The following is a 21,553-nucleotide window of genomic DNA, read 5'->3' as shown; positions in this document are numbered from 1 at the left end:
AAGCTGCTCCGTTATAAGGGAGTGCTATAACAGGTTCAATATCCCCATTACCATAACGAAGGATCCGATCCATAGGGCAACTGCCCCTCTGAAGCGCATGGAGCTGATATAGGCGTCACTGGGCTCCCCGTCGCCCTTCGTTTTCCAGCTCTCACTCGCCTGCCAGGTGAAGGTGGGATTCCGGCGGACATATAGTCCAAACACATTGATTCCGATTCCGAATAGCAAGATAATAATTCCATCAAAAGTTCCGATGATCATCAGCTCCCCTGTATGTTCAAAGTTTCAGCCGTTAATAACTAATACGTCACTTGGCTTAGGAAAGTTTTATAATAAGAAAAATGACTGCGCTGAAGTAGCGAATGAAGTGCATTATTTCAGATACACACACTTATCAAATCAGATTCTACGGATGTAGCGGATTCTGGAGATGCAGGACCCTCCGGCGGCGATGCTTGTCACCAGTGATCAGGTGGCGAAGGTCTGACCCATAAAGAGATTCCGCTGAACCTGATTGAACGGTTGACGGTCGAACAGTGGTGAAGTGGCTGAGAGAGCCGGGACATGTCCCAACCTTTGTCAATTCAGCGATGTGAAGTATAATAGTGCGATAGTATTTCTTCTAAAGGAGAGTCCTTTGTGTTCAAAATAATGCTAATCGAAGATGATATCACCCTGTTCGGGGAGATCAGGGAGAGACTTGCCCAATGGTCCTATGAGGTGTACGGGATTACAAATTTCGGTAAGGTACTGCAGGAGTTCTCGGAGGTAAAGCCCGACCTGGTAGTGATTGATATCCAGCTGCCGCAGTTCGACGGCTTCCACTGGTGCCGGATTCTGCGCAGCCACTCCAAGGTGCCGATTATTTTCCTCTCCTCCAGGGACCATCCTAGCGATATGGTGATGTCGATGCAGCTTGGGGCCGATGATTTCATTCAGAAGCCGTTCCATTTCGAGGTGCTGATTGCCAAGATTCAGGCTACCCTACGCCGGGTCTATAATTACGCCAAGGAAGGCACGGAGCTGAAGACCTGGCGCGGAGCGGCGATTGAGTTCGTGAAGAATACGGTCACGGGCAGCGGGGGAGCGGCCCTGCTGACCAAGAATGAGATGATGATTCTCAAAATCCTGCTGGAGCGCAAGAACAGTATTGTGGAACGTGAGGAGATCATCACCAGCCTGTGGGACAACGAGCATTTTGTCAGCGATAATACGCTGACTGTGAACGTGAACCGGCTGCGCAAGAAGCTGGAGCCGCTCGGTCTGGATGCCTACATAGAGACTAAGGTGGGGCAAGGGTATATGGCGACTGAAGAGGCGGCAGAATGATAAGGAAATACATCACCGAGAAGCGGAGCTGGCTGCTCCTGCTGGCCGCCCTCCAGGTGATTATTATCTTCGTGGCCTTTATTGACTCTGCCATACCGCTGCTGCCAGTCCTATACATTGTACTGCTGAATACGCTGCTCTGTCTGGCCTTCGTCTTCCTGCGCTATTCCCGGGAGACCCGGTTCTATAAGAGCCTTGCCTCCTGGGATCAGATCTATGAGCTGCAGGCGGTCCTCGATCCCGGTAGTCCGATGGAGCGGCTGGTCCATGAGGCGGTAAGCGCCCAGACAGACCGCTACAAGCGCGAATCCTTCATGAATGTCCAGCTGCTGGAATCGGAGAAGGACGAGCTGCTGGCCTGGATCCATGAGGTCAAGACCCCGCTGACTGCCATGCAGCTCATGATAGAGCGCCTGCCGGACGAGACCCTGCAAAGACAGATGATGTACGAATGGCTGCGCATTCACCATCTGCTCGACCAGCAGCTGCATCAGAAGCGGATTCCCTTCATCCGTAATGATCTGTTCATTGAAAAGGTCAGTCTTGCCCCTATCCTTAATAAGGAGATCCGGGCACTGAAATCCTGGTGCATCTCCAAACGCATCGGGTTCGACGTAGAGCTTGAGGCCGAGACCGTGCTGACAGACGGCAAATGGCTGGCCTTCATGCTGCGGCAGCTCCTGACCAATGCTGTGAAATACAGCGAAGCCTCCGATATCCTCATCCGGAGCCGAGAAGAGGGCGGCCATGTCGTGCTTCTCATTGAAGACAGAGGACAGGGGATAGATCCCAGGGATCTGCCGCGCATCTATGATAGGGGCTTCACCTCATCGCGCTTCCGCCAGGAGGGGGCAGCCACCGGCATGGGGCTATATCTGACCCGGCAGGTTGCGGAGCCGCTGCAGATCAGACTTTACGCTGCTTCCGTGCTTGGGCAGGGGAGTGTGTTTACGCTAACTTTTCCAAGGGAGAATGACTTTCAGCGGCTAACAGGCATGTGACAATAGTGTCACATGCCTGTTCCATTTGTTCGGCGAAGCGCAGGAAAATGATCATCCACCCGCTTATGATAGAGCTATAGAAAAGGAGTGGGGAACAGATGCTTATCATGCAGGCTAACAAAATCTATAAAACCTATGGCAACAAATTCAATAAACAGGAAGTCCTGAGCGGTATTGATCTTCAGGTGGACAAGGGCGAGTTCGTCGGAATCATGGGTCCGTCCGGGTCCGGCAAAACGACGCTTCTGAACGTATTGTCCTCCATTGACCGGGTAAGCAAGGGCACGATCGAAATTGAGGGCAAGGAATTCACCGGGATGAAGGAGAAGCAGCTCGCCGAGTTCCGCAAGCATCATCTCGGGTTCATTTTCCAGGATTATAACCTGCTCGACACCTTGACGGTCAAGGAGAACATCATGCTGCCGCTATCGATTACAGGCATGTCCAAGAAGGAGGCGCACCAGAAATTCGACCAGGTAGCGGGCGAGCTGGGAATCTATGAGCTGAAGGATAAATATCCGGCGGAAATCTCAGGCGGGCAGAAGCAGCGTACGTCTGCGGCAAGGGCGTTCGTGCATGATCCGAGTATTATTTTTGCCGATGAGCCGACGGGAGCCTTGGATTCCAAATCTGCGTCCGATCTGCTGAACAAGCTGGCTGCCATGAACAGCAAGCGTGAAGCTACCATTGTCATGGTTACGCATGATGCCGTGGCCGCCAGCTACTGCAGCCGCGTGGTGTTCATCCGGGACGGGCAAATCTACACCCAGCTGAACAAGGGGGAGGAATCGCGGCAATCCTTCTTGGGTGATATTATCAGCACCCAGGGCGTACTTGGTGGTGTCACGCAATGAGTCTGAATTATATTATCCTGCGGAACCTCAAAAAGAACATTAAGAACTATTATCTCTACGTTTTTGCTCTTATTTTCAGTGTTGCCCTGTATTTTTCCTTCGTGACACTGCAGTTCGACCCGGCCATGCACGAGGTCAGCGGTTCAATCAAAGGCGGGGCAGCCATTGGCGCGTCCTCAGTGCTGCTGGTTGCGATTGTGGCCATCTTCCTGCTGTATGCGAACACCATCTTCATCAAGCGCCGCAGTAAGGAGATCGGGCTGTTTCAGCTGATTGGGCTGACCAAGAGCAGAATCTTCGTGCTGCTGAGCGCCGAGAATCTGATTCTATATTTCGGATCGATGTTCGCGGGGATCGGTGCAGGGTTCGTGATGTCGCGGCTGATCCTGATGATTCTGTTCAAAATCCTGGAGGTCGAACAGCTGGCGGCCTTGCGCTTTTCCCCCGAGGCTTTGCAGCGGACGGTGCTGGTTTTTGCCGCCGTGTACGTGCTGATTATGATTATGAATTACACCTTCATCCGGGCCCAGAGCATTCTGTCGCTATTCAAGGCTACGGCCACTTCCCAGACGCGTATTCAGAGAATGTCGCTGTGGGAGGTTGTGATCGGCGTGCTCGGGATGATCAGTATCTGTGGAGGATACTATATCTCCGGGGAGCTGTTCAGCGGCAAATTCACGGGCATGGGCGGATTGATGTATGCGATGATTGCTATCCTCGCACTTGTGATTATCGGGACTTATCTGTTCTACAAAGGCTCGGTCAGCTTCCTCTTCAATCTCATCCGCCGCAGGAAGAAGGGCTACCTGTCCATTCGGGAGGTATTATCACTCTCTTCCATTATGTTCCGGATGAAATCGAATGCCCTGCTGCTGACGGTCATCACCACGGTATCCGCGCTGGCGATCGGCCTGCTCTCTCTGAGCTATATCTCATATTATTCGGTGGAGTCCTCCGCGCGCGAGAGCTCGCCGCATGATTACGGCTTCCTTCAGAAGGCGGATGAGGCCGGATTCCGGGAGGCGCTCGACAAGGCCGGCATAGGTTATACCACTCTGGAGATTCCAACGGTGCAGATAGAGGTGGATCTTAAGGAGGTCCTGGATACTAAAAATTTCTCTAACAATGACACCAGTCTATTGGCTACCGTGATTAGTGAGAGCAGTCTGAAAAACATGGATTTGCAGCCGGGCGAGGTACGGATTATGGGATACACAACTACGAAGCAAACCATGCATCAGCTCAAGAACAAGGGGGAACTCGCCTTCTCCACCAAGGATGGTGTTATGAAGCAGCAGCTCGCAGGATTGTCAGAGGAGACTGTTCTGCCGTATTATTTTGGCGGAGGTGTTCTGGGGGTGTTCGTGGTGGATGATTCAGTCTTCCAGGAATTGCTTCAGCATAAAGATCCAGATGAGCAAAAAAGAGTGAGCGGCGAAGGAATCTATTACGGTATTAATCTTACCGGGTCCTCGCAGGCCAAGCAGGCTTATGAGATTTATAAGCAGCAGAAGCCGGAGCTGCAAAGCTTCTCGCAATATGAATTTGAGTTCAACCAGCGGACCAATATGGGCCTCATTATGTTCATTGTCGGCTTCCTGGGCCTGACGTTCCTGATCACCTCCGGCTGTATTCTCTATTTCAAGCAGATGGATGAGAGCGAGGAGGAGCGGGAGGGATATACGATCCTGCGCAAGCTGGGCTTCACCCAAGGGGATCTCCTGCGCGGCATCCAGTTCAAGCAGCTGTTCAATTTCGGTATTCCGCTGATTGTCGGGCTGTGCCACAGTTACTTTGCGGTGAAATCCGGCTGGTTCTTCTTCGGGACCGAAATGCTGACTCCGATGTTCGTCGTTATGGGGGTCTATACCGTGCTGTATTCGATCTTCGGCATCCTGTCCGTCCTGTATTACAAGCGGGTAATCCGGGAGTCACTGTAAAGATATGTAATGATGAGGATAGCCTTGGGGCTGTCCTTTTTCTTTTTAGAGGATTATACTACTGCTGAATTCATCCAAAAGTGCTCAGCTCTTGTCTTACGCAAAACAGGCAGCGATAATGGTATAATAAGGAGGAAATTTCAGACTATAGACAGAAGAGGTGGGGGCGTGTCAGTTACAGTTGGGGAGATTAAATCGATTAACCGTTATCCGGTGAAATCCTTTGCGGGGGAGGCACTGGAGGCCTGTAAGGTTGTATCTTACGGAGTGGAGGGGGACCGGTATTGTTCCTTTTATGATATGACCAAAAAAGACTGGTCCCAGTATATCACTGCCCGGAAGATTCCGAAGATGATGTCCTATAAGGCGGAGTATACGGGGGAAGATATCCGTGTAACGGCTGCGGATGGCCGGGTGTTCGGCTGGGACCAGGAGCTGCTGGACGAAATACAGAGTTTGACCTCTACCGAAATTACGATGTCTGCGTTCAAGGCACCACACCCGGAGGAGCAGTACCCGGAGCTATTATCGGTAGATGGGGCAAGTATTCTGCTGGTGACCGATAAGAGCTTGAAGAAGCTGGAGGCGATGTGGGGCAAGCCAATTGACCAGCGCCGCTTCCGCGGCAACTTTCTCGTGGAAGTGAGTGAGGACTCGCTCGGGGAGGAAGAGTGGCTCGGCCGCCGTCTGTCGATAGGCAGTACAGTGCTGCAAGTGGATAGCTATTGCGAGCGCTGCGTAATGATTACGACAGACCCGGATACCCTGGAACGGGACAGTTCGCTGCTGAAGCAAGTATATAAAGAGCTTAAGCAGCAGTTCGGCGTCTATGCTTCTGTAATCCGCACGGGAGAAGTTCGGCTGGGCGATCAGGTTCATATGCTGGATAACTAAGCTGGACAGGGGTGAACGATATGCTTGAGTTGTCCATGGAGCATGCGGATGAGCTGGTGAAGGTGACACATGCGCTCTCTACAGAGCTAAGGCTCAGAATGCTGGCGCTGCTTAACACCCGGAGAATGAATGTAGCGGAGCTGGCTGAAGCGCTGGAAATTCCGGTATCTACGGCAGCCTCCAACGTGAAGGTACTGGAGCAGGCAGGGCTGATTGAGACCGAGCTGCTGCCTGCTTCACGCGGGGCGATGAAGGTATGCAGCAGGATCTATGATGATATCAAGATCACGATCAATGCCCCGCAGCGCCGCCTGCAAGCCGGTCAAGGCGAATATTGCTATGAGATCTCCATGCCGATCGGCAATTTCACAGCCTGTGAAGTGGCGCCTACCTGCGGGATGGTCAGTGAGAACGGTCCGATTATAACGGAGGATTCACCGGCGGGATTTTTCCATCCGGACAGGGTACAAGCCCAGCTGCTCTGGCTGCGCAAAGGGTATCTCGAATACCGCTATCCGCTGGAAATTCCGCAAGGAGCGGTGCTTCACCGGATTCAGTTCTCCATGGAGATCTGCTCAGAGGCACCGAATTACGAGAATGACTGGCCTTCGGATATCACACTGTGGATTAACCAGGTGGAGGTGGGAACCTGGACCTCGCCCGGCGACTTCGGCGGCAGACGCGGGAAGCTGAATCCCTCGTGGTGGATTGATACGGGAACCCAGTTCGGCGCACTCAAGACCTGGAGCGTAGATAATACCCGCAGCACTATCGACCATCAGGAGCTATCTGCTGTTAATCTGGAGCAGCTGAACCTCACCGGCCAGAACCACGTGGATCTGCGGCTGGGTGTGAAGGAGAATGCGGTCTTCAAGGGCGGCATGAACCTGTTCGGCAAGAAGTTCGGCGATTATGAGCAGGATCTGGTGATGAAGATTTTTTATAGTGTGGAGCCTTAGTCTAGAAGTAAGGTGAATGTAAGATTTTATTTGCGGAAAAGAACCTGTTGCTTAGGCGAAGGTTCTTTTTGACGTCACCATTGACATTTAAGCGGATTCTGCAATAATTAATACATATTTATTGTATTAAAACAAAAATATTGTTATTAAGGAGTGTGCGCATTATAATGACAACCCGGCACTATATCAAGGATTATCCGCGGCCGCAGTTCGTCCGTGACGCCTGGCAGAGCCTGAACGGGGAATGGGATTTCCGGTATGACGATGACAACACGGGGGAGCGGGAGAGATGGCATGAGGAGCTGCACGGCGATCTGAAGATTCAGGTTCCGTTCACGTATGAGACGGTGGCGAGTGGAATCGGCGAGACCACGTTCCATCCGTATGTATGGTATGAGCGGGAGGTACAACTACCTCACAGCTTGGGCACCAAGCGGGTGCTGCTGAATTTCCAGGCGGTGGATCATATCGCGAAGGTGTGGGTGAACGGCAGCTATGCCGGGGGGCACCAAGGCGGGTACGCGGCTTTTACACTGGATATCACAGATTATCTGAACACAGGTGCCGGAGCGCTGAACCGTTTGACCGTCAAGGCAGAGGATAGCCAGAGCTGTACACAACCACGGGGCAAGCAGCGTTGGGTGGATGAGAATTTCGAGTGCTTCTATGTGCAGACCACGGGAATCTGGCAGAGTGTGTGGCTGGAGTATGTATCCCCTTCGTATCTTAAGTCTGTCAAAATCACTCCGGATCTCGATAACCGCTCAGTCCGCTTCGAGTACGAGGCTCAGGTGGCAGCCCCGAATCTCCGGCTGGAGACCCGGATCAGCACGCAGGAGAAGACCTTCAAGCAGGTCTCGCTGCATATAGACCGGTCTTGGCAGCAGCTGGATGTAGAGCTGACCCATGAAGTGAATGGCCCGTGGAAGCTCCAGTCCTGGTCGCCCGCTTCGCCGGTGCTGTATGAGGTGGAGTTCGTTCTGTACGAAGGGGACAAGGTGATCGACCAGGTCTACTCCTACTTCGGACTCCGCAAAATCTCCATCGAACAAGGCAAGGTGCTGCTCAACAATACGCCAGTGTACCAGAAGCTGATTCTGGACCAGGGCTATTGGCCGGACAGCCATTTGACCCCGCCTTCGGAGGAGGCGCTGATTGCTGACATTGATGCGATTCTCGCGATGGGCTACAACGGGGTACGCAAGCATATGAAGATTGAAGATGCGCGCTTTCTGTACTGGTGTGATGTGAAGGGACTGCTGGTCTGGTCGGAGATGGCGGCCACCTATGAGTTCAATGATGAGGCCGTGGAGCAGTTCACGAAGGAGTGGACAGAGATTGTCCGGCAGCAGTATAATCATCCCTCGGTGATTACCTGGGTGCCTTTTAACGAATCCTGGGGTATTCCGCAGGTCTACACGAACAAGCGGCAGCAGCAGTTCACTGAGGGCATCTATCATCTTACTAAGGCGATGGACCCGGACCGTCCGGTGATTGTCAATGACGGCTGGGAGCATACGATCAGCGATATTATTACCCTGCATGACTATGAGGAGAGCGGTGCTGCGCTGCTTGCGCGTTATGCAGACTCCGGCAGTGTACTTGGCGGGAGCTCCTCGTTCAATAACTGGAAATACGCGATGGCCAAGGGCTACGAATACCGGGGTCAGCCTGTCATAGTCAGTGAATTCGGGGGCATTGCCTTCAACACCGGCGAGGGATGGGGCTATGGGGAGCAGGTCAGCAGCACGGAAGCCTTCATTGAACGGTTCCGCAGCATCACGCAGGCGATCAAGGATACACCTTACATCTGCGGTTATTGCTATACTCAGGTTACGGATGTGCAGCAGGAAGTGAATGGGCTACTTACGGCAGACCGGACACCGAAGATTCCGCTGGACGAGATTCGTAAGATCAACCGGCAGGCGAGGGAATAATCGTAACATTGTGACCTAAATAGCGGTGAATTATCGGTTCTACGACCATGGGAAGCCCTTTAGAATCTTTGGTGAAAGCACTTACATATAAGTGCGTTCAACAGGCTACACCTATTCAAGATTAAGAGGAGGGGCTTATGTGTTAAAAAAAGTGTTTACCTCGCTGTCCGCTTCCCTGTGTCTGCTGCTGATTTTTGCCGCCATCCCGGTGTTTGCCGCGAATGGACCGGTGGTGTGGGGGAGTTCCTCCACCATTACCAATATCAACACGTTCACCGATGCCGGTCCCGATGCCCGGGGCTTAAGACCCGGAACCTTCGGCGCGGAATATGCGCGGATGATCAAGCTGGCGAACGGAGACTGGCTGGCCGTCGCTGCCATCTACGACAACAACGGCTACACCAAGGTCTCCTGGGGTGGGACCCGGCTGCAGGTCTTCCGCAGCACCGACAACTGCCGTACCTGGTCGCTGATGTCCACCCTATGGGAGGATGGGCGTGACCTGGACAACGGGCAGCTTATCCAGCTGGCGAATGGCGAGATTCTGCTGGCGATGCGGTCTGTCCGCTGGCAGGAATCGTACAAGCTCAGAGTGTATAAAAGCGTGAATGGAGGCGCGAACTGGAGCTTCCTCAGCACCATCGACGAGAACAACGGCGCTCCCGGCGCGCTCGGGAATCCCGACAAAGGCGTGTACGAGCCGCATATGCAGCTCCTGAATGACGGCTCGGTCGCCGTGATGTATGCAAGCGAGAAGCATGTGACGGAGAATCCGTCGTACAGCCAGATTATCTCCCAGAAGATCTCCACCAACGGGGGAGCCAGCTGGGGGAATGAAATCTATGTCGCCTGGGACCCCTCCAATTCAGGCGCGCGTCCGGGGATGCCGGTCTGGACCAAGATGGCGAACGGGCAGTATATTGTAGCCTTTGAGGTGTGCGGGACGCAGAGCTGCAGAATTTTCACCAAAAAAAGTGCTGACGGCAAAACCTGGTCCAGCGGCATCGGCACCCAGGTCTCCACGAACCAGCAAGGCGGACCATACATCCTGTCCTTGGCGGACGGGCGTCTCCTGCTCAGCTCCAATTCCAACGTGCTGTCCCTGAGCAACGATTACGGGAACACCTGGGTGGATAATGATATTCCGGCATTCGGAAATTCATGGTGGACGGCGATGTACCAGACGGGAGCGAATGAGATTGCCTTCGTGAATTCGGTGGACCGGAGTGTCGGCGGGCATAATGTCCAGGTGCGGTTCGGGACGCTCAGCGGCACGTACAGCAATGATTTCTCGGCGAATGACAACGGGTGGGCCCGCTATGCTGGGACTTGGGCGGTAAGCGGCGGAACCTACAACCTGAATTCAGTGAATGCCGACAAATCGCTGTTAACCCCTTATCCTTCCAAAATGAATTATACGCTGGAGGGAGACATCCGGCTGAATAATGCAGGCCAGGCCAGTCTTCTCTTCAATGTGACCAGTCCGGGGACCGGGGCTGATCTGCAAAAGGGTTACGCAGCAGGGATTGACTCTGCCGGTGAGGTGTGGCTTGGACGGTTCAATAATAACTGGACCTCTCTCCAGACCGTAAATACTCCTATTGCCGTGAACACCTGGTACCACATGAAGGTTGTGGTCAATAACGGAAACATCAAGGTTTATGTGGGAGATATGACGGTGCCCAAGATTGACAAGAATGATGCCGTCTTTACTTCGGGCACAGTAGGTGTTCGCGGCGGCTTCGGCAACAGTGTCAGCTTTGACAATTTTACAGTGAATTGACTGGAATTTCACGGGGGCCTCTCAAGAGGTCCCTTTTTGCGTGCGCAGACGACTGTTCATGATCTGTCGATTCTCCACCCTGCGTAAGATCGTCTACCTGCCAGGGCTTGCGGCCGGGTTACATCTGTCGTTTGTTCACCAAGGAACGGCGGTTTGTCGGTTCAAGCACGGTGGTGTTCGCTGTAGAGTTATAGATAAGAAAGCCCTTACATCAAAGTGTGACGGCTTTCCTCGCACAAACTTTACGGAGAAGAGGGTTGTACAGATGAGGATGAAAAAAAGATTGGCAAGTGTGGTATCGGCCGGGCTGACACTGGCTCTGGTCCTGCAGGGATGCTCTTCCGGAAATACAGAGAACGGAGCGGCCAAGGCATCGAACGGGCCCGCAGCAACAGAGAGCGCAGGCGGCAGTCCGGTGGAGATCTCCTTCTGGAATATGTTCGGCGGCGGGGAAGGGGAATTCGTGGACCAGATCATCAAGGGCTACAATGACTCGCAGCAGGAGGTTAAGGTCAAACAGCTCCGTCTCGAATCCAACGAGTATTACGCGAAGCTAGGCACAGCGTTGTCGTCCTCCAAGGGCCCGGATGTTGCGGTAGCCCACGTGGAGCGGATCTCGCCGTTCGTGAAGGCCCAGCAGATTGTGCCGGTGGATGAGCTGGCCTCCAAGGCAGGCTTTGATCTGAAGCAGATTTCGGATTCCAATATCAAGAGTGTATCCTATGACGGTAAGCCTTACGCGGTTCCGCTGGATACCCATTTCCACATGTTCTACTACAACAAGGACATTCTGGAGAAGGCCAATCTATTGAACGAGGACGGTACGCCTAAGCTGGATGATATGACCCCGGCAGGCTTCGAGAAGACGCTCTCTGAGATTCAGGCCAAGGTGCCGGATGTCCAGGCGATGGCGGTGAATACCCCGTATTTCCAGGAGCCGTTCCTTAATCAGTATTATGAAGCAGGCGGCGAGCTGCTGAACCCGGAGATGACCAAGGCGAGCATTAACAACCCGCAGGCGCTGGATGTGCTGAACTTCTATATGGATGTCTTCAATAAAAAATATGCCGATCTCAATGACAAGACGCCGTGGGATACCTTCCATAACGGCAAAGCCGCCTTCTGGTTCGGCGGGGTATGGGAAGCAGGGCTGCTGCTGGGGGATGAATCGCTGCACATCGGCGCTATGCCGCTGCCCCCGATCTTCGGCAGCCAGACGCACTGGGGCAGCTCCCATACGCTGGTCATCCCGTCCTACGTGACGCCGGAGAAGCAGGAAGCCGCAGCCAAGTTCATGAAGTACTTCTCCGAAGTGGGCGGGGAGATCTGGGGACAGGCGGGCCATGTGCCGGCGAACAGCAAGATTACAGAGAGTGAAGCCTACAAAAGTCTGCCTTACCGCAGCGAATTCATCGAGGCACAGAAGACGGTGAAGTTCGCGCCGCCAACCGATAAATATACGACGATTATCACCACCGTTTCCGAAGGACTGCAGAACATTATTTTTGGCAGCGAGACGCCGGAGGATGGCCTGGCTAAGCTGGAGAAACAGATTAACGAAGTGCTGGAGAACTAGCCTTATCTGACTGGATTGGGATGAACTACTGCCAGAGGCAGGTCAGTCCCAATCCGGCTCATGATTCATTTCAACTGAAGGAGAGAGATAATGATGGAGCGGAGCTTGAGTGAGAACAAGGCGGCTGCGGCTCTTCGCAGAGCAGAGCCTGTACACCTGCTGACTGAACTGAAGGCTATTCTGTACCTGATCCCGTTCCTGATCCCGTTCACGGTGTTCTATCTGTGGCCGGTGATCCGCGGAGCCTGGATGAGCCTGCATGTGTGGGGCATTCAAGGGATGCAGAAGTATGTGGCTTTGGCGAACTATGCAAAAATACTGCAGAATTCAGATTTCTATGCTTACCTGTGGAACTCATTCTATTTCGTGCTGCTGTGCGCGCCCACGGTCATCATCCTGGGCCTGCTGCTGGCCCTTATTATTAATCAGAGAATCTGGCTGCGAACCCTGATCCGCTCAGTGTTCTTCCTGCCGTATGTCCTGTCGGTCTCCGTGGTCAGCTTCATCTGGCTGCGGCTGCTGGATGCGAAGAACGGCCCGGTGAATGCAGCCTTACATATGCTTGGCATCAACGCAGACATTAACTGGCTTACGGATCACCGGTTTGTGTGGTGGGCGATTACCCTGGCAACGGACTGGTGGAGCGTCGGATTCGTCATGGTGCTGTTCCTGGCCGGTCTACAGGAGATTCCCACTGATCATTATGAAGCGGCGAAGATCGATGGTGCGAACGCGTGGCAGCGGTTCTGGAGCATTACCCTGCCGGGACTGTCCAATGTGATGAAGATCCAGATCTTTTATCAGATTATCAACTGTCTCAAGCTGTTCGGGCAGGTACAGATTATGACCGGCGGCGGGCCGGGCGATTCCACGAATACGATGATCCGCTATATCTATGTCACGGGGTTCAAAAAGGATATGTTCGGCATGGCTGCGGCGCAGTCCATGGTGTTCTGCTTCATCATGCTGCTGATCGCCGTGATTCAATTCAAAATTACAGACCGCAAGGACGGATAGGAGAGGAGAAGATTCATGAAGAAGCTTGCTTTAAATACTGTGGCTATTGTGCTTGCCCTGCTGTTTGTTCTTCCGCTGATCTGGATGTTTCTCACCTCCCTGAAGCCCGATGGTGTGAATGTCTATACGCTGGCCGATTGGGTGGATTGGTCGGATCTGAATACCGGTAACTATGTCAAGGTCATTAGAGATTCGCAGATTCTGCTCTGGACCTGGAACAGTCTGGTGATCGGCGTACTCACTACCCTGATCTCCATTCTGCTTAGCTCGCTGGCAGCCTTCTCGTTCTCCAAGCTGCCGTTCCGCACACGGGGCATCTTCTATGTGCTCATTGTCTCAGGCCTTCTGATTCCGACAGAAGCTATTCTGATTCCGCTCTATGAGACTGCGCTGCATCTGGAACTGATCGATAATATCTGGGCGATTATCCTCCCGGGACTGACCAACCCGATCGGTATTCTGCTGCTGAAGCAGTTCATGGACGGCGTGCCTAAGGATTATATTGAAGCCGCGCAAATCGACGGCAGCCGCAGCTTCAGGCTCTGGTGGAGTATCTGCCTGCCGCTGACGCGCTCGGCGATGGTGTCTGTCGGGATCTTCTTTTTCATCCTCTCGTGGAACAATTTCCTCTGGCCTTATCTGGCGATTACCTCGGAGGAGAATATGATCCTGTCGGCAGGGCTGCCCACCTTTTTGTCGAATAATAATATGTCGCTCAATCTCATTATGACAGCCAGCGCCCTGGCGGCGATTCCGACGATTGTTGTCTTCATCCTGCTCCAGCGTCAGATTGTCCAGGGCGTAGCCATGTCGGGGGTCAAGGGGTAGCCTGAACCATATTATATACCGGGAAAGGGATATAGGGCATGCGTACATCTCCTGAGAGTTCTGCCAGGTCCTTGCGGCTCCGCTTGATATCCTGGATCATCCAAATGAAGAGCAGCATGCGCTATAAGTGGATGCTGCTGCTTGTTCTCTTCTCCTTGACACCGCTGGTGGTCATGGGGATTATTTCTTTTTCCATCTCGAAATCAACCCTTAACGACAAGGCTACCGAGTATTCGGAGCATCTGCTCAATCAGACCGCTGATAATCTAGATACGCGCCTGGGCATCTACAAGGATATGCTGATGCAGGTGCTGAACAATCATGAGATTGTGGGGATGCTGCGGGCTCTTGATGGGACCACTCCGGCCAGCTATGATGTGGATAGTCTGTCTCTGACGACGAAGCTGTCCACGATTGTGGCAATTAATCAGGATGTACAGTCCATCTCCTTCGTCTCGGATAAGCACTATATCAAAGGAATCTACCGCTGGAGCACGCGCACGCCCGCCGAGGTGGAGCCGTTCCTTGCGACTCTTAAGGGCGGCAGCAATTTCCGCTGGTATCCGACCCGCTACGGCACTTATGTGGACAGCCTCAATTCCCAGAGCACCCATGTCTTCTCAGTCGCCAAGCAGCTCTATAAAATATCCGATGACAGTCCCCTGAAGATTGTTGCCGTGCTGGATATCCGAGAGGATGTGATTAAGGAGCTGGTCTCGAAGGCGGTCAGCAATAACCGTGACCTGCAAAGCTTCGTGATAGACGGCGGAGGCAGGCTCGTCTCGTACCCGGACAGCGGGCTGATCGGCCGGAGCGTGAGCGAGGTGCTGGGACAGGCAGGGTATGAGCAGCTCATGCGTACCGGACAGGAGGAAACGAGGTTCCCGCTTGCCTACATGGGAGACAGCCTGATCGTGAATGCCAAGAAGCTGCATACGAATGACTGGGTGGTCGTCAATGTGATCTCCAAGGCGGCGCTGTATCAGGATTCCAACCGCCTGCTGCAGATTTTCATCTTCGTCGGGCTGCTCTGCATCGTCTTCTCGGTCATTGCCGCGCTGGTGCTGGCGAACTCGATTACGAACCCGATTCTGAAAATGATCCGGCTGATGCGGCAGGTGATGTCCGGCGAGCTCAGCGTCCGCTACAAGGCCAAAAGCCGGCATGATGAAATCGATATTCTCGGCGACAACTTCAACGCAATGGTCGTGCAGATCGACGGACTCCTGAAAGCGGTATATCTGGAGCAGGACCGGAAACGGATGGCTGAACTCAAGGCGCTGCAGGCGCAGATTAACCCGCATTTTCTATACAACACGCTGGATATTATTAAATGGACGGCGCTCATTCAGAAGGCCAATAACGCGGCGGAGATGGTCAGCTTATTATCTCGTCTCTTGCGGATCAGCCTGGGCCGGGGGGAAGAGACGGTTACGGTGGAGGAAGAGATCGAGCATGTACAGTGTTATCTGGGCATACAGAAGTTCCGGTTCAACTTCAAGATTGACACTATCATTGAGATGGATGAAGACGTCCGCCGCCTGCGTACGCCGAAGTTGATTCTCCAGCCCATTGTCGAGAATGCGATCATCCATGCTTTTGGGGAGATGGAGTCCGGCGGTATGCTCCGTATCTCCTGCACCAAGGCACCGGGCAACCTGCTGTGGTTCGAGGTCACTGACAACGGCAAGGGCATGGACCCTGTGCAGGCCAGTAGTCTGCTGGATGGGCAGGCGCGGGAGGAGGAGAAGCCGGGAGGCATCGGGCTGGCGAATGTGGACGAGCGGATCAAGCTCATTTGCGGCAAAATGTACGGGCTGGACCTGCGCAGTGAACCGGGAAAAGGGACGTCTATCCGGATCAAGCTGCCGCTTATCACAGACGACACAAGGGGGAACCACTGATATGTACCGGGTCATTATCGTAGAAGATGAATTTATCGTGAGATATGGTATCCGGTCGATGATTGAATGGGAAGCCATCGGGATGGAGGTCACCGGGGAGGCCGGGAACGGCCGGGAGGCGCTGGAGCTGATGGCAACCGGACTGCCCGACATCCTGATTACGGATATCAAAATGCCCGTCATGGACGGCATTGAGCTGATTGCCGAGGTGCGCAAGCTGTCTCCGGACCTAAAGATTGTTATCCTCAGCAATCTGGAGGACTTCCAGTATGCCAAGGAAGCGATTAAGCAAAATGTCTCCGACTATATCATCAAGTCGGATATGATGCCGCGCGACTTCGAGCAGGTACTGCTTAAGCTGAAGGACAGCCTCGAAGGGGCGCAGAAGCCTTGGGAGCAAAAGTCTGCGCCAGCTCAAATTGCGCCGGTGCATAAGGAGAACTTCCTGATCGAGCTGCTGGAGCTCGGGGCGGTTCAAGGCAGAATCGAACACGATACACTTTCGCGGGCAGGGCTTGCGGAGAAGCGGCCGCTTTATGTGCTGCAAATTCTGCCGGGGGGCAGAGCAGAGCCGGAGTATGGGCAGGGAGCAGCGGTAATCCGCAGCCTGCTTGAAGAGATAGGTCTTAACGATCCTGTTATCGGCTATGAGCTGATTCGTGACAGACAAGGTGTACTGCATGTAATTGTAACCTCAGAGGTAATGGTACAGACCGGTAAGGCTGCGATTATGGACCGCTTACTCAGCTCCAGTGAACAGTTGATTCTCCGGCTATCCAGACAATACGGCTGGACTGTAACGATTGGCATTAGCGGAGAAGTCAGGGAGTGGGCGGATTTGAAAAATGCGTATGTCCAGGCCGCAGGCGCTGCAAGGATGAAGTTGTTCATGGGAACGGGGCGTGTGCTGGTTCACGGTAGCGTTGAACTGCTGGCACAAGGGCCGCAGTCTGACGCTGCACAGCCTGACACAGCGCAGCATCAAATGACACAGTCAGGGACTACACTAGCGCCATCGCTCCAGATTAGCAGCCATCAGATTCAGTCGATGGTCTATGCTTTTCAGTCGCGGGAGCTGGAAGAATATCTGGAGCAACTGTTTGGTCAGCTGGTTGTGCGCAGGGATGCGGAGCTGGTGCAGATTATTTCACTGGAGCTGTTGATGATTCTAACCACTCTGTGGCCGGATGTGTCGAAGGATGCAGAGCAGGTGCTTGAGCTGAAGAAGCAGTACTTTGACGAGCTGTCCAAGCTGGAGACGCTGGAAGAGAGCCGCGAGTGGTTCCTGCAGGCCTTCCAGGCGCTTGTTGCACATATGAAAGAGATGTATAATAGCGACCGTAACAGTATTATTAAGGCGACTCAGTATATCCGGCAGTATTATCACCAGGAGATTACCCTGCAGTCGATCAGCGGGCTGGTCCATCTGAGCAAGAACTACTTCGCCAATCTGTTCCGCAAAGAAGTCGGGGAGAGCTTCCTGGAGTATCTGACCCGCATCCGCATTGAGAAGGCGAAGAACTTGCTGACCGGCGAATTGAAGGCTGGCGACATAGGCAGTCTGGTCGGCATCCAGGACCCGAAGTATTTCTCCAAGGTATTCAAGAAAATCACAGGCGTATCTCCCTCCGAGTATCGCGCGCTGGTCCGCAAGGAGCGGTAAGGGAGCCTCGCGACGGAACTTATTGCAAACGCTTACAATATTTAGGGAGCATGTACAGGAAAGTAGAATCATGGTGAGCCAGTGAAGTGAAAGGGATTTATCCCTCTGGTGGTGCTAAGTAATGTTGGTGAAGAGCACAAGTACACATGAATTCGCAGAATGATGCCCAAACGAACAATTAAGGAGCATAACTCTTGCATTATTCGTCCGTTAGATTGATTTATGTTGATTTATGTTTCAAGGAGGAGGAGGAAGATGAAGCTGATCCTGCCTGTTCTGCTGCTGTGTCTGCTGCTGTTCACGGGCTGCGCGGATTTCTCTTCCAGGTATACGGAGCCGCCGGAGCGCAGCACGCCTGTGACGATCTCCTTCTGGAATCCGTTCGGAGGGGGAGAGGGCGAATTCGTAGAGCGGATCATCCATGACTATAATGCTTCCCAGAGTGCAGTGTTCGTCAAGCAGCTCAGACTGGAATCGAACGAATATTATGCGAGACTCCGCACCGCTCTGTCCTTCGGCAAGGGGCCTGATGTGGCGGTCATTCATGCTGACCGGCTGTCTCCCTTCATCAAAGCGCAGCAAATTATACCGCTCAATGCTCTGGCACAGCAGGGCGGATTCCAGTTCAATCAGATCGGGGAGCAGAACCTTCAGAGCGTCAGCTATGCCGGGCAATATTATGCAGTGCCTCTGGATACTCATTTCCATATGCTCTACTATAACAAAGCAATTCTGGCCAAGGCCGGTGTATTATCTGCTGACGGAACACCGCTGCTGGAGGAGAATACACCGGAGGGATTCATCCGCCTGCTGCGGCAGATTGCAGCCAGGGTACCGGGTGTACAGTCTATGGCGGTGAACACCCCGTATTTCCAGGAGTCTTTTCTCGATCTGTATTATCAGGCGGGTGGAGAATTGCTCAGCCGGGACGGCAAGCGGGCAGCCATCTATAATGAGAAGTCCGTAGAGGTGCTGAGCTTCTATCAGCGGCTGTTTGACGAGGGATTAAGCGATTTGAGCGATAATACGCCTTGGGATTCTTTTGACAAAGGGCAGGCAGGCCTATGGTTCGGCGGAGTATGGGAAGCAGGCCACCATCTGGACAATAAGGCGCTGGATATCGGGATTATGCCTCTTCCGCCGATCTTCGGCAGCGCAGACCATTGGGGAAGCTCCCACACCCTGGTGATTCCAGCCTATACCACCGTGGAGAGGCAGGCGGGTGCCATGGACTTCATGAAATACTTCTCGGAGGTGGGCGGAATGATCTGGGGCGAGGCGGGGCATGTTCCGGCGAACTCTACTGTTGAAGAGAGCCGGATGTACCGGGAGCTGCCTTACCGGGAGCGGTTTATTCAAGCAAAAGATCAGGTCAAATTCGCCCCGCAGACGGATAAATATGCAGCTCTGTTCACTGCAATGTCCGAGGAACTGCAGCATATCGTGCGCAACCGGATACAGCCCGAAGCGGGACTTAAGCGGCTGGAGGAGAGTCTGAATCAGATTCTGGCGAACTAGGTGATCAGCTCCGGGACCGGACAGAACCCAGGGTTCGCGGTGCACAGAGCTGTGGTGAAGTCGGGCCGTGTCTTCCTCAGCACAGCGAAATAACTACGGATGACATGATTCAGCTCAGGGCTACCATTCTGGAAGGATAAGGACTTAAGGGTCTGAACATGGGTGTAATAGTATTTGGTCTTCTGCTTAGGCAGCTTGTAGACGGTTGGCGGAACATACGTAGTGACGTCAAAAAGATTGGCATAGCGGTAGCTGCTGCGCACATACCGGCTGAAGGCGTTGGCAAAATCCGGGTCGCCTACACGCGGAGACCCGTAAGTATACAGCCGGGGGGTGGTGAAGGCGGAGTTGGCAGCAACATCCAGCGCACATAGAGTAGCCAGTGCCCCGCCAAGGCTATGGCCTGTTACATATAGCGTCTTCTCCGGAGACAGAGTGCCAAGCAAGGAGAGAATGGCATCCCGAGCGGATGCATAGATATCGGTGAACCCCCGATGGGTCATGCAGGGTTCCTGGATGTATTTAAATTTCTTTTGCGCGGCATTCATGTTCGAGAGCCAGTCATTGGTGGAGATGCTTCCGCGCCAGGCAATAATGATCTCCTGCGGTGATTCCAGAATGAAGCCGAACAGCTCCCACACATTCCCCATCGATTTCGCCTGGAAGCTATGCACGGCCGAGAAGTCCGCCGGTACCACGAACGCACCCTCCGCATTGGCAAATTGGGTATAGGTCTGTCCGCAGACAGCCGCCAGAAAAATCGCCCATTCCGCCTCACCTGTCATGGTACTCATTCTGCATCCCGCCTTTCTTTATATCTGTGTATGATGGGAAGGCGGGATTGGTGCCTAGCGGGCAACGAGACCCGGCTTAAGAGAAACGTCAGCCACTCACAATGGCCTCGAAATCTACCTGTGTCAGCTGCCGTGAGACCTCCCACAGCCTGGATGCGGCAGCCCGGTCCAGTGCTTGCGGAGCCATCTTGCCGGGCTTAGGCAAGCCTCTGGTTTCTGAGAGTCTGCCGGGACCGTAATAGACTCCTGCCTTGGCCTCCGGTGATGTGGCGGCAAACAGTGCAGGAAGTGCGCCTTGGGCCGCCGGCTGGAACAAGATTGGCCCAAGCAGTCTACGGAGAATGCCGGGAGCGCTGTTTGGTCCTGCCCCATTCAGCAGCAGGTCCGTACGTGATATCCCCGGGTGAACCGGTAGGCTCAGCAGGTTCCATCCGGCCAGGTCACTGCGGCGCTGCAGCTCAAGAGCGAACATAATCATCGCTATTTTGGATTGGGCGTAAGACTGCCCGGCATGATAACGGCGTTCAAATTGCAGGTCGTCAAAATGAATGGAGCCACTCCGGTGGGCAATACTGCTTAGACTGACCACCCGGGGCTCCTTTGCTTGGCGCAGCAAGGGCATCAGGTACGCAGTGAGCGCGAAGTGTCCAAGGTAATTCGTACCGAATTGCAGCTCGAACCCGTCTGCGGTGACTTGGCGTACAGGTGGAGTCATGACGCCAGCATTGTTAATCAGGAGATCAAGACTGCGCCGCTGAGTATTCATTCTTGTGCCGAATGCCTGCACAGAAGCCAGACTGGCAAGATCCAGCACCTCAAAACGTATGTTGGCTGAAGGAACGCTTGCGGAGATCCTTTTAACCGCTTTAGCTCCCTTCGCTGCATTCCGGCCCGCCAGGATAACCTCTGCCCCGTGCCGTGCCAGTTCAAGCGCGGTTTCGTAGCCGAGTCCGCCTGTACCAGTAACAACGGCCGAACGCCCCTGCTGGGAAGGAATCTGGGCAGCTGTCCATGTGGGGAATTTGTCCATTTAATGTTCTCTCCTTTGTTTGTCCGCCAGGTGCATTAATACATAGTTGACCCGCGGTTTGTTATACTCCATGCTAATACTTAGAGATTTATCGAAGTCAAGCCACTTTCAAAAACCCATGGTGAGGTGAAAAGCTGATGTACAGTATTAATGAGGTAGCGGCGATTTGTGAGGTAACAGCACATACGCTCCGCTTTTATGATAAGGAAGGGCTGATGCCCTTTGTCGGACGCAATGAGGCGGGGAACCGGACCTTCTCGGAGGGGGATCTGCTTTTGGTTAAAGTCATCTGCTGCCTGAAAAACACCGGTATGCCCATTAAAGAGATCAAAAGGTATATTGATCTGGTAATAGAAGGCGACAGCACCAGGGAAACGCGGCGCGGGATGATGATTGCACACCGGAAGGAAGTGCTGCGGCAGATGGAGGAACTGAAGAAAAGTTTGAATATTATTGATCTGAAGGTGGCTATGTACGAGACCCATAATATGGACTTGCTGCGGGAGATTTAGGGGCTGGACAGTTA

The 21,553-nt window shown here is 53.5% G+C and carries 18 protein-coding genes; 15 read left to right on the top strand and 3 right to left on the bottom strand.

What is annotated here, in order from left to right; translation table 11 throughout:
- Window positions 1-24: 24 nt before the first annotated feature.
- Entirely contained in the window at window positions 25-261 is a 237-nt protein-coding gene (locus tag NST26_RS19960) for a DUF6199 family natural product biosynthesis protein (protein WP_036733127.1), read from the bottom strand.
- Between the two features lie 378 nt (window positions 262-639).
- On the opposite strand from NST26_RS19960, the gene NST26_RS19955 reads away from it, so the two are divergent.
- From NST26_RS19955 to NST26_RS19890, 14 genes are all read left to right on the top strand, one after another.
- A complete protein-coding gene (locus NST26_RS19955) occupies window positions 640-1,329 on the top strand; it encodes a response regulator transcription factor (RefSeq protein WP_036733129.1) in 690 nt (229 codons plus the stop codon).
- A complete protein-coding gene (locus NST26_RS19950) occupies window positions 1,326-2,330 on the top strand; it encodes a sensor histidine kinase (RefSeq protein ID WP_340951826.1) in 1,005 nt (334 codons plus the stop codon). Before NST26_RS19955 ends, NST26_RS19950 begins: the two co-directional genes overlap by 4 nt.
- Window positions 2,331-2,428: 98 nt before the next feature.
- Window positions 2,429-3,184 carry an ABC transporter ATP-binding protein gene (locus NST26_RS19945; RefSeq protein ID WP_036733135.1) on the top strand — a complete coding sequence of 252 codons (756 nt, stop codon included), beginning with the start codon at window positions 2,429-2,431 and terminating at the stop codon, window positions 3,182-3,184.
- Window positions 3,181-5,124, top strand: coding sequence for an ABC transporter permease (locus tag NST26_RS19940; RefSeq protein WP_340951827.1), 1,944 nt, complete (start codon window positions 3,181-3,183; stop codon window positions 5,122-5,124). The genes NST26_RS19945 and NST26_RS19940 overlap by 4 nt, the downstream gene beginning before the upstream one ends.
- 168 nt (window positions 5,125-5,292) lie before the next feature.
- Window positions 5,293-6,018, top strand: a complete 726-nt coding sequence (locus NST26_RS19935; RefSeq protein ID WP_076081711.1) for an MOSC domain-containing protein — start codon at window positions 5,293-5,295, stop codon at window positions 6,016-6,018.
- 20 nt (window positions 6,019-6,038) lie between these two features.
- A complete protein-coding gene (locus NST26_RS19930) occupies window positions 6,039-6,977 on the top strand; it encodes an ArsR/SmtB family transcription factor (protein ID WP_209869708.1) in 939 nt (312 codons plus the stop codon).
- A 167-nt stretch (window positions 6,978-7,144) separates the two neighbouring features.
- Window positions 7,145-8,914: a glycoside hydrolase family 2 protein gene (locus NST26_RS19925; protein WP_340951832.1), complete on the top strand. Its 1,770-nt coding sequence runs from the start codon at window positions 7,145-7,147 to the stop codon at window positions 8,912-8,914.
- 139 nt (window positions 8,915-9,053) lie between these two features.
- Window positions 9,054-10,697, top strand: coding sequence for a family 16 glycoside hydrolase (locus NST26_RS19920; protein ID WP_209869702.1), 1,644 nt, complete (start codon window positions 9,054-9,056; stop codon window positions 10,695-10,697).
- A gap of 265 nt (window positions 10,698-10,962) precedes the next feature.
- The gene (locus NST26_RS19915; protein ID WP_340951835.1) at window positions 10,963-12,273 is read left to right on the top strand and encodes an ABC transporter substrate-binding protein; all 1,311 of its coding nucleotides are present in this window, start codon (window positions 10,963-10,965) and stop codon (window positions 12,271-12,273) included.
- Between the two features lie 90 nt (window positions 12,274-12,363).
- A complete protein-coding gene (locus NST26_RS19910; protein ID WP_340951837.1) occupies window positions 12,364-13,290 on the top strand; it encodes a carbohydrate ABC transporter permease in 927 nt (308 codons plus the stop codon).
- 15 nt (window positions 13,291-13,305) lie between these two features.
- Window positions 13,306-14,118 carry a carbohydrate ABC transporter permease gene (locus tag NST26_RS19905; protein ID WP_340951839.1) on the top strand — a complete coding sequence of 271 codons (813 nt, stop codon included), beginning with the start codon at window positions 13,306-13,308 and terminating at the stop codon, window positions 14,116-14,118.
- A gap of 104 nt (window positions 14,119-14,222) precedes the next feature.
- Window positions 14,223-16,022, top strand: coding sequence for a sensor histidine kinase (locus tag NST26_RS19900; protein ID WP_340951841.1), 1,800 nt, complete (start codon window positions 14,223-14,225; stop codon window positions 16,020-16,022).
- 1 nt (window position 16,023) lies between these two features.
- Window positions 16,024-17,685: a response regulator gene (locus tag NST26_RS19895; protein ID WP_340951844.1), complete on the top strand. Its 1,662-nt coding sequence runs from the start codon at window positions 16,024-16,026 to the stop codon at window positions 17,683-17,685.
- Window positions 17,686-17,940: 255 nt separating this feature from the next.
- Window positions 17,941-19,203, top strand: a complete 1,263-nt coding sequence (locus tag NST26_RS19890) for an extracellular solute-binding protein (protein WP_340951845.1) — start codon at window positions 17,941-17,943, stop codon at window positions 19,201-19,203.
- On the opposite strand, the gene NST26_RS19885 is transcribed toward NST26_RS19890, so the two are convergent.
- Window positions 19,200-19,997 carry a lipase family protein gene (locus NST26_RS19885; protein ID WP_340951847.1) on the bottom strand — a complete coding sequence of 266 codons (798 nt, stop codon included), beginning with the start codon at window positions 19,995-19,997 and terminating at the stop codon, window positions 19,200-19,202. The two genes, NST26_RS19890 and NST26_RS19885, sit on opposite strands and share 4 nt — an antisense overlap.
- 88 nt (window positions 19,998-20,085) lie before the next feature.
- The gene (locus tag NST26_RS19880; RefSeq protein ID WP_340951849.1) at window positions 20,086-21,027 is read right to left on the bottom strand and encodes an SDR family oxidoreductase; all 942 of its coding nucleotides are present in this window, start codon (window positions 21,025-21,027) and stop codon (window positions 20,086-20,088) included.
- 137 nt (window positions 21,028-21,164) lie between these two features.
- On the opposite strand from NST26_RS19880, the gene NST26_RS19875 reads away from it, so the two are divergent.
- Complete coding sequence (locus tag NST26_RS19875) at window positions 21,165-21,539, top strand: MerR family transcriptional regulator (RefSeq protein WP_340951852.1); 375 nt, start codon at window positions 21,165-21,167, stop codon at window positions 21,537-21,539.
- Window positions 21,540-21,553: the final 14 nt, after the last annotated feature.

The sequence above is a fragment of the Paenibacillus sp. FSL R7-0128 genome (genome assembly GCF_038002245.1).
In the GTDB taxonomy this organism is placed as follows: domain Bacteria; phylum Bacillota; class Bacilli; order Paenibacillales; family Paenibacillaceae; genus Paenibacillus_AQ; species Paenibacillus_AQ silagei.
Note: the sequence above shows the minus strand (reverse complement) of the source record. Positions and strands in the feature narration are given on the sequence as shown.

Excerpts from the sequence above, each read along its gene's own strand:
- NST26_RS19960 (WP_036733127.1), bottom strand. The coding sequence starts at position 261 with ATGATCATCGGAACTTTTGATGGAATTATTATCTTGCTATTCGGAATC.
- NST26_RS19950 (WP_340951826.1), top strand. The coding sequence starts at position 1,326 with ATGATAAGGAAATACATCACCGAGAAGCGGAGCTGGCTGCTCCTGCTG.
- NST26_RS19945 (WP_036733135.1), top strand. The coding sequence starts at position 2,429 with ATGCTTATCATGCAGGCTAACAAAATCTATAAAACCTATGGCAACAAA.
- NST26_RS19940 (WP_340951827.1), top strand. The coding sequence starts at position 3,181 with ATGAGTCTGAATTATATTATCCTGCGGAACCTCAAAAAGAACATTAAG.
- NST26_RS19930 (WP_209869708.1), top strand. The coding sequence starts at position 6,039 with ATGCTTGAGTTGTCCATGGAGCATGCGGATGAGCTGGTGAAGGTGACA.
- NST26_RS19925 (WP_340951832.1), top strand. The coding sequence starts at position 7,145 with ATGACAACCCGGCACTATATCAAGGATTATCCGCGGCCGCAGTTCGTC.
- NST26_RS19915 (WP_340951835.1), top strand. The coding sequence starts at position 10,963 with ATGAGGATGAAAAAAAGATTGGCAAGTGTGGTATCGGCCGGGCTGACA.
- NST26_RS19910 (WP_340951837.1), top strand. The coding sequence starts at position 12,364 with ATGATGGAGCGGAGCTTGAGTGAGAACAAGGCGGCTGCGGCTCTTCGC.
- NST26_RS19905 (WP_340951839.1), top strand. The coding sequence starts at position 13,306 with ATGAAGAAGCTTGCTTTAAATACTGTGGCTATTGTGCTTGCCCTGCTG.
- NST26_RS19900 (WP_340951841.1), top strand. The coding sequence starts at position 14,223 with ATGAAGAGCAGCATGCGCTATAAGTGGATGCTGCTGCTTGTTCTCTTC.
- NST26_RS19895 (WP_340951844.1), top strand. The coding sequence starts at position 16,024 with ATGTACCGGGTCATTATCGTAGAAGATGAATTTATCGTGAGATATGGT.
- NST26_RS19890 (WP_340951845.1), top strand. The coding sequence starts at position 17,941 with ATGAAGCTGATCCTGCCTGTTCTGCTGCTGTGTCTGCTGCTGTTCACG.
- NST26_RS19885 (WP_340951847.1), bottom strand. The coding sequence starts at position 19,997 with ATGAGTACCATGACAGGTGAGGCGGAATGGGCGATTTTTCTGGCGGCT.
- NST26_RS19880 (WP_340951849.1), bottom strand. The coding sequence starts at position 21,027 with ATGGACAAATTCCCCACATGGACAGCTGCCCAGATTCCTTCCCAGCAG.
- NST26_RS19875 (WP_340951852.1), top strand. The coding sequence starts at position 21,165 with ATGTACAGTATTAATGAGGTAGCGGCGATTTGTGAGGTAACAGCACAT.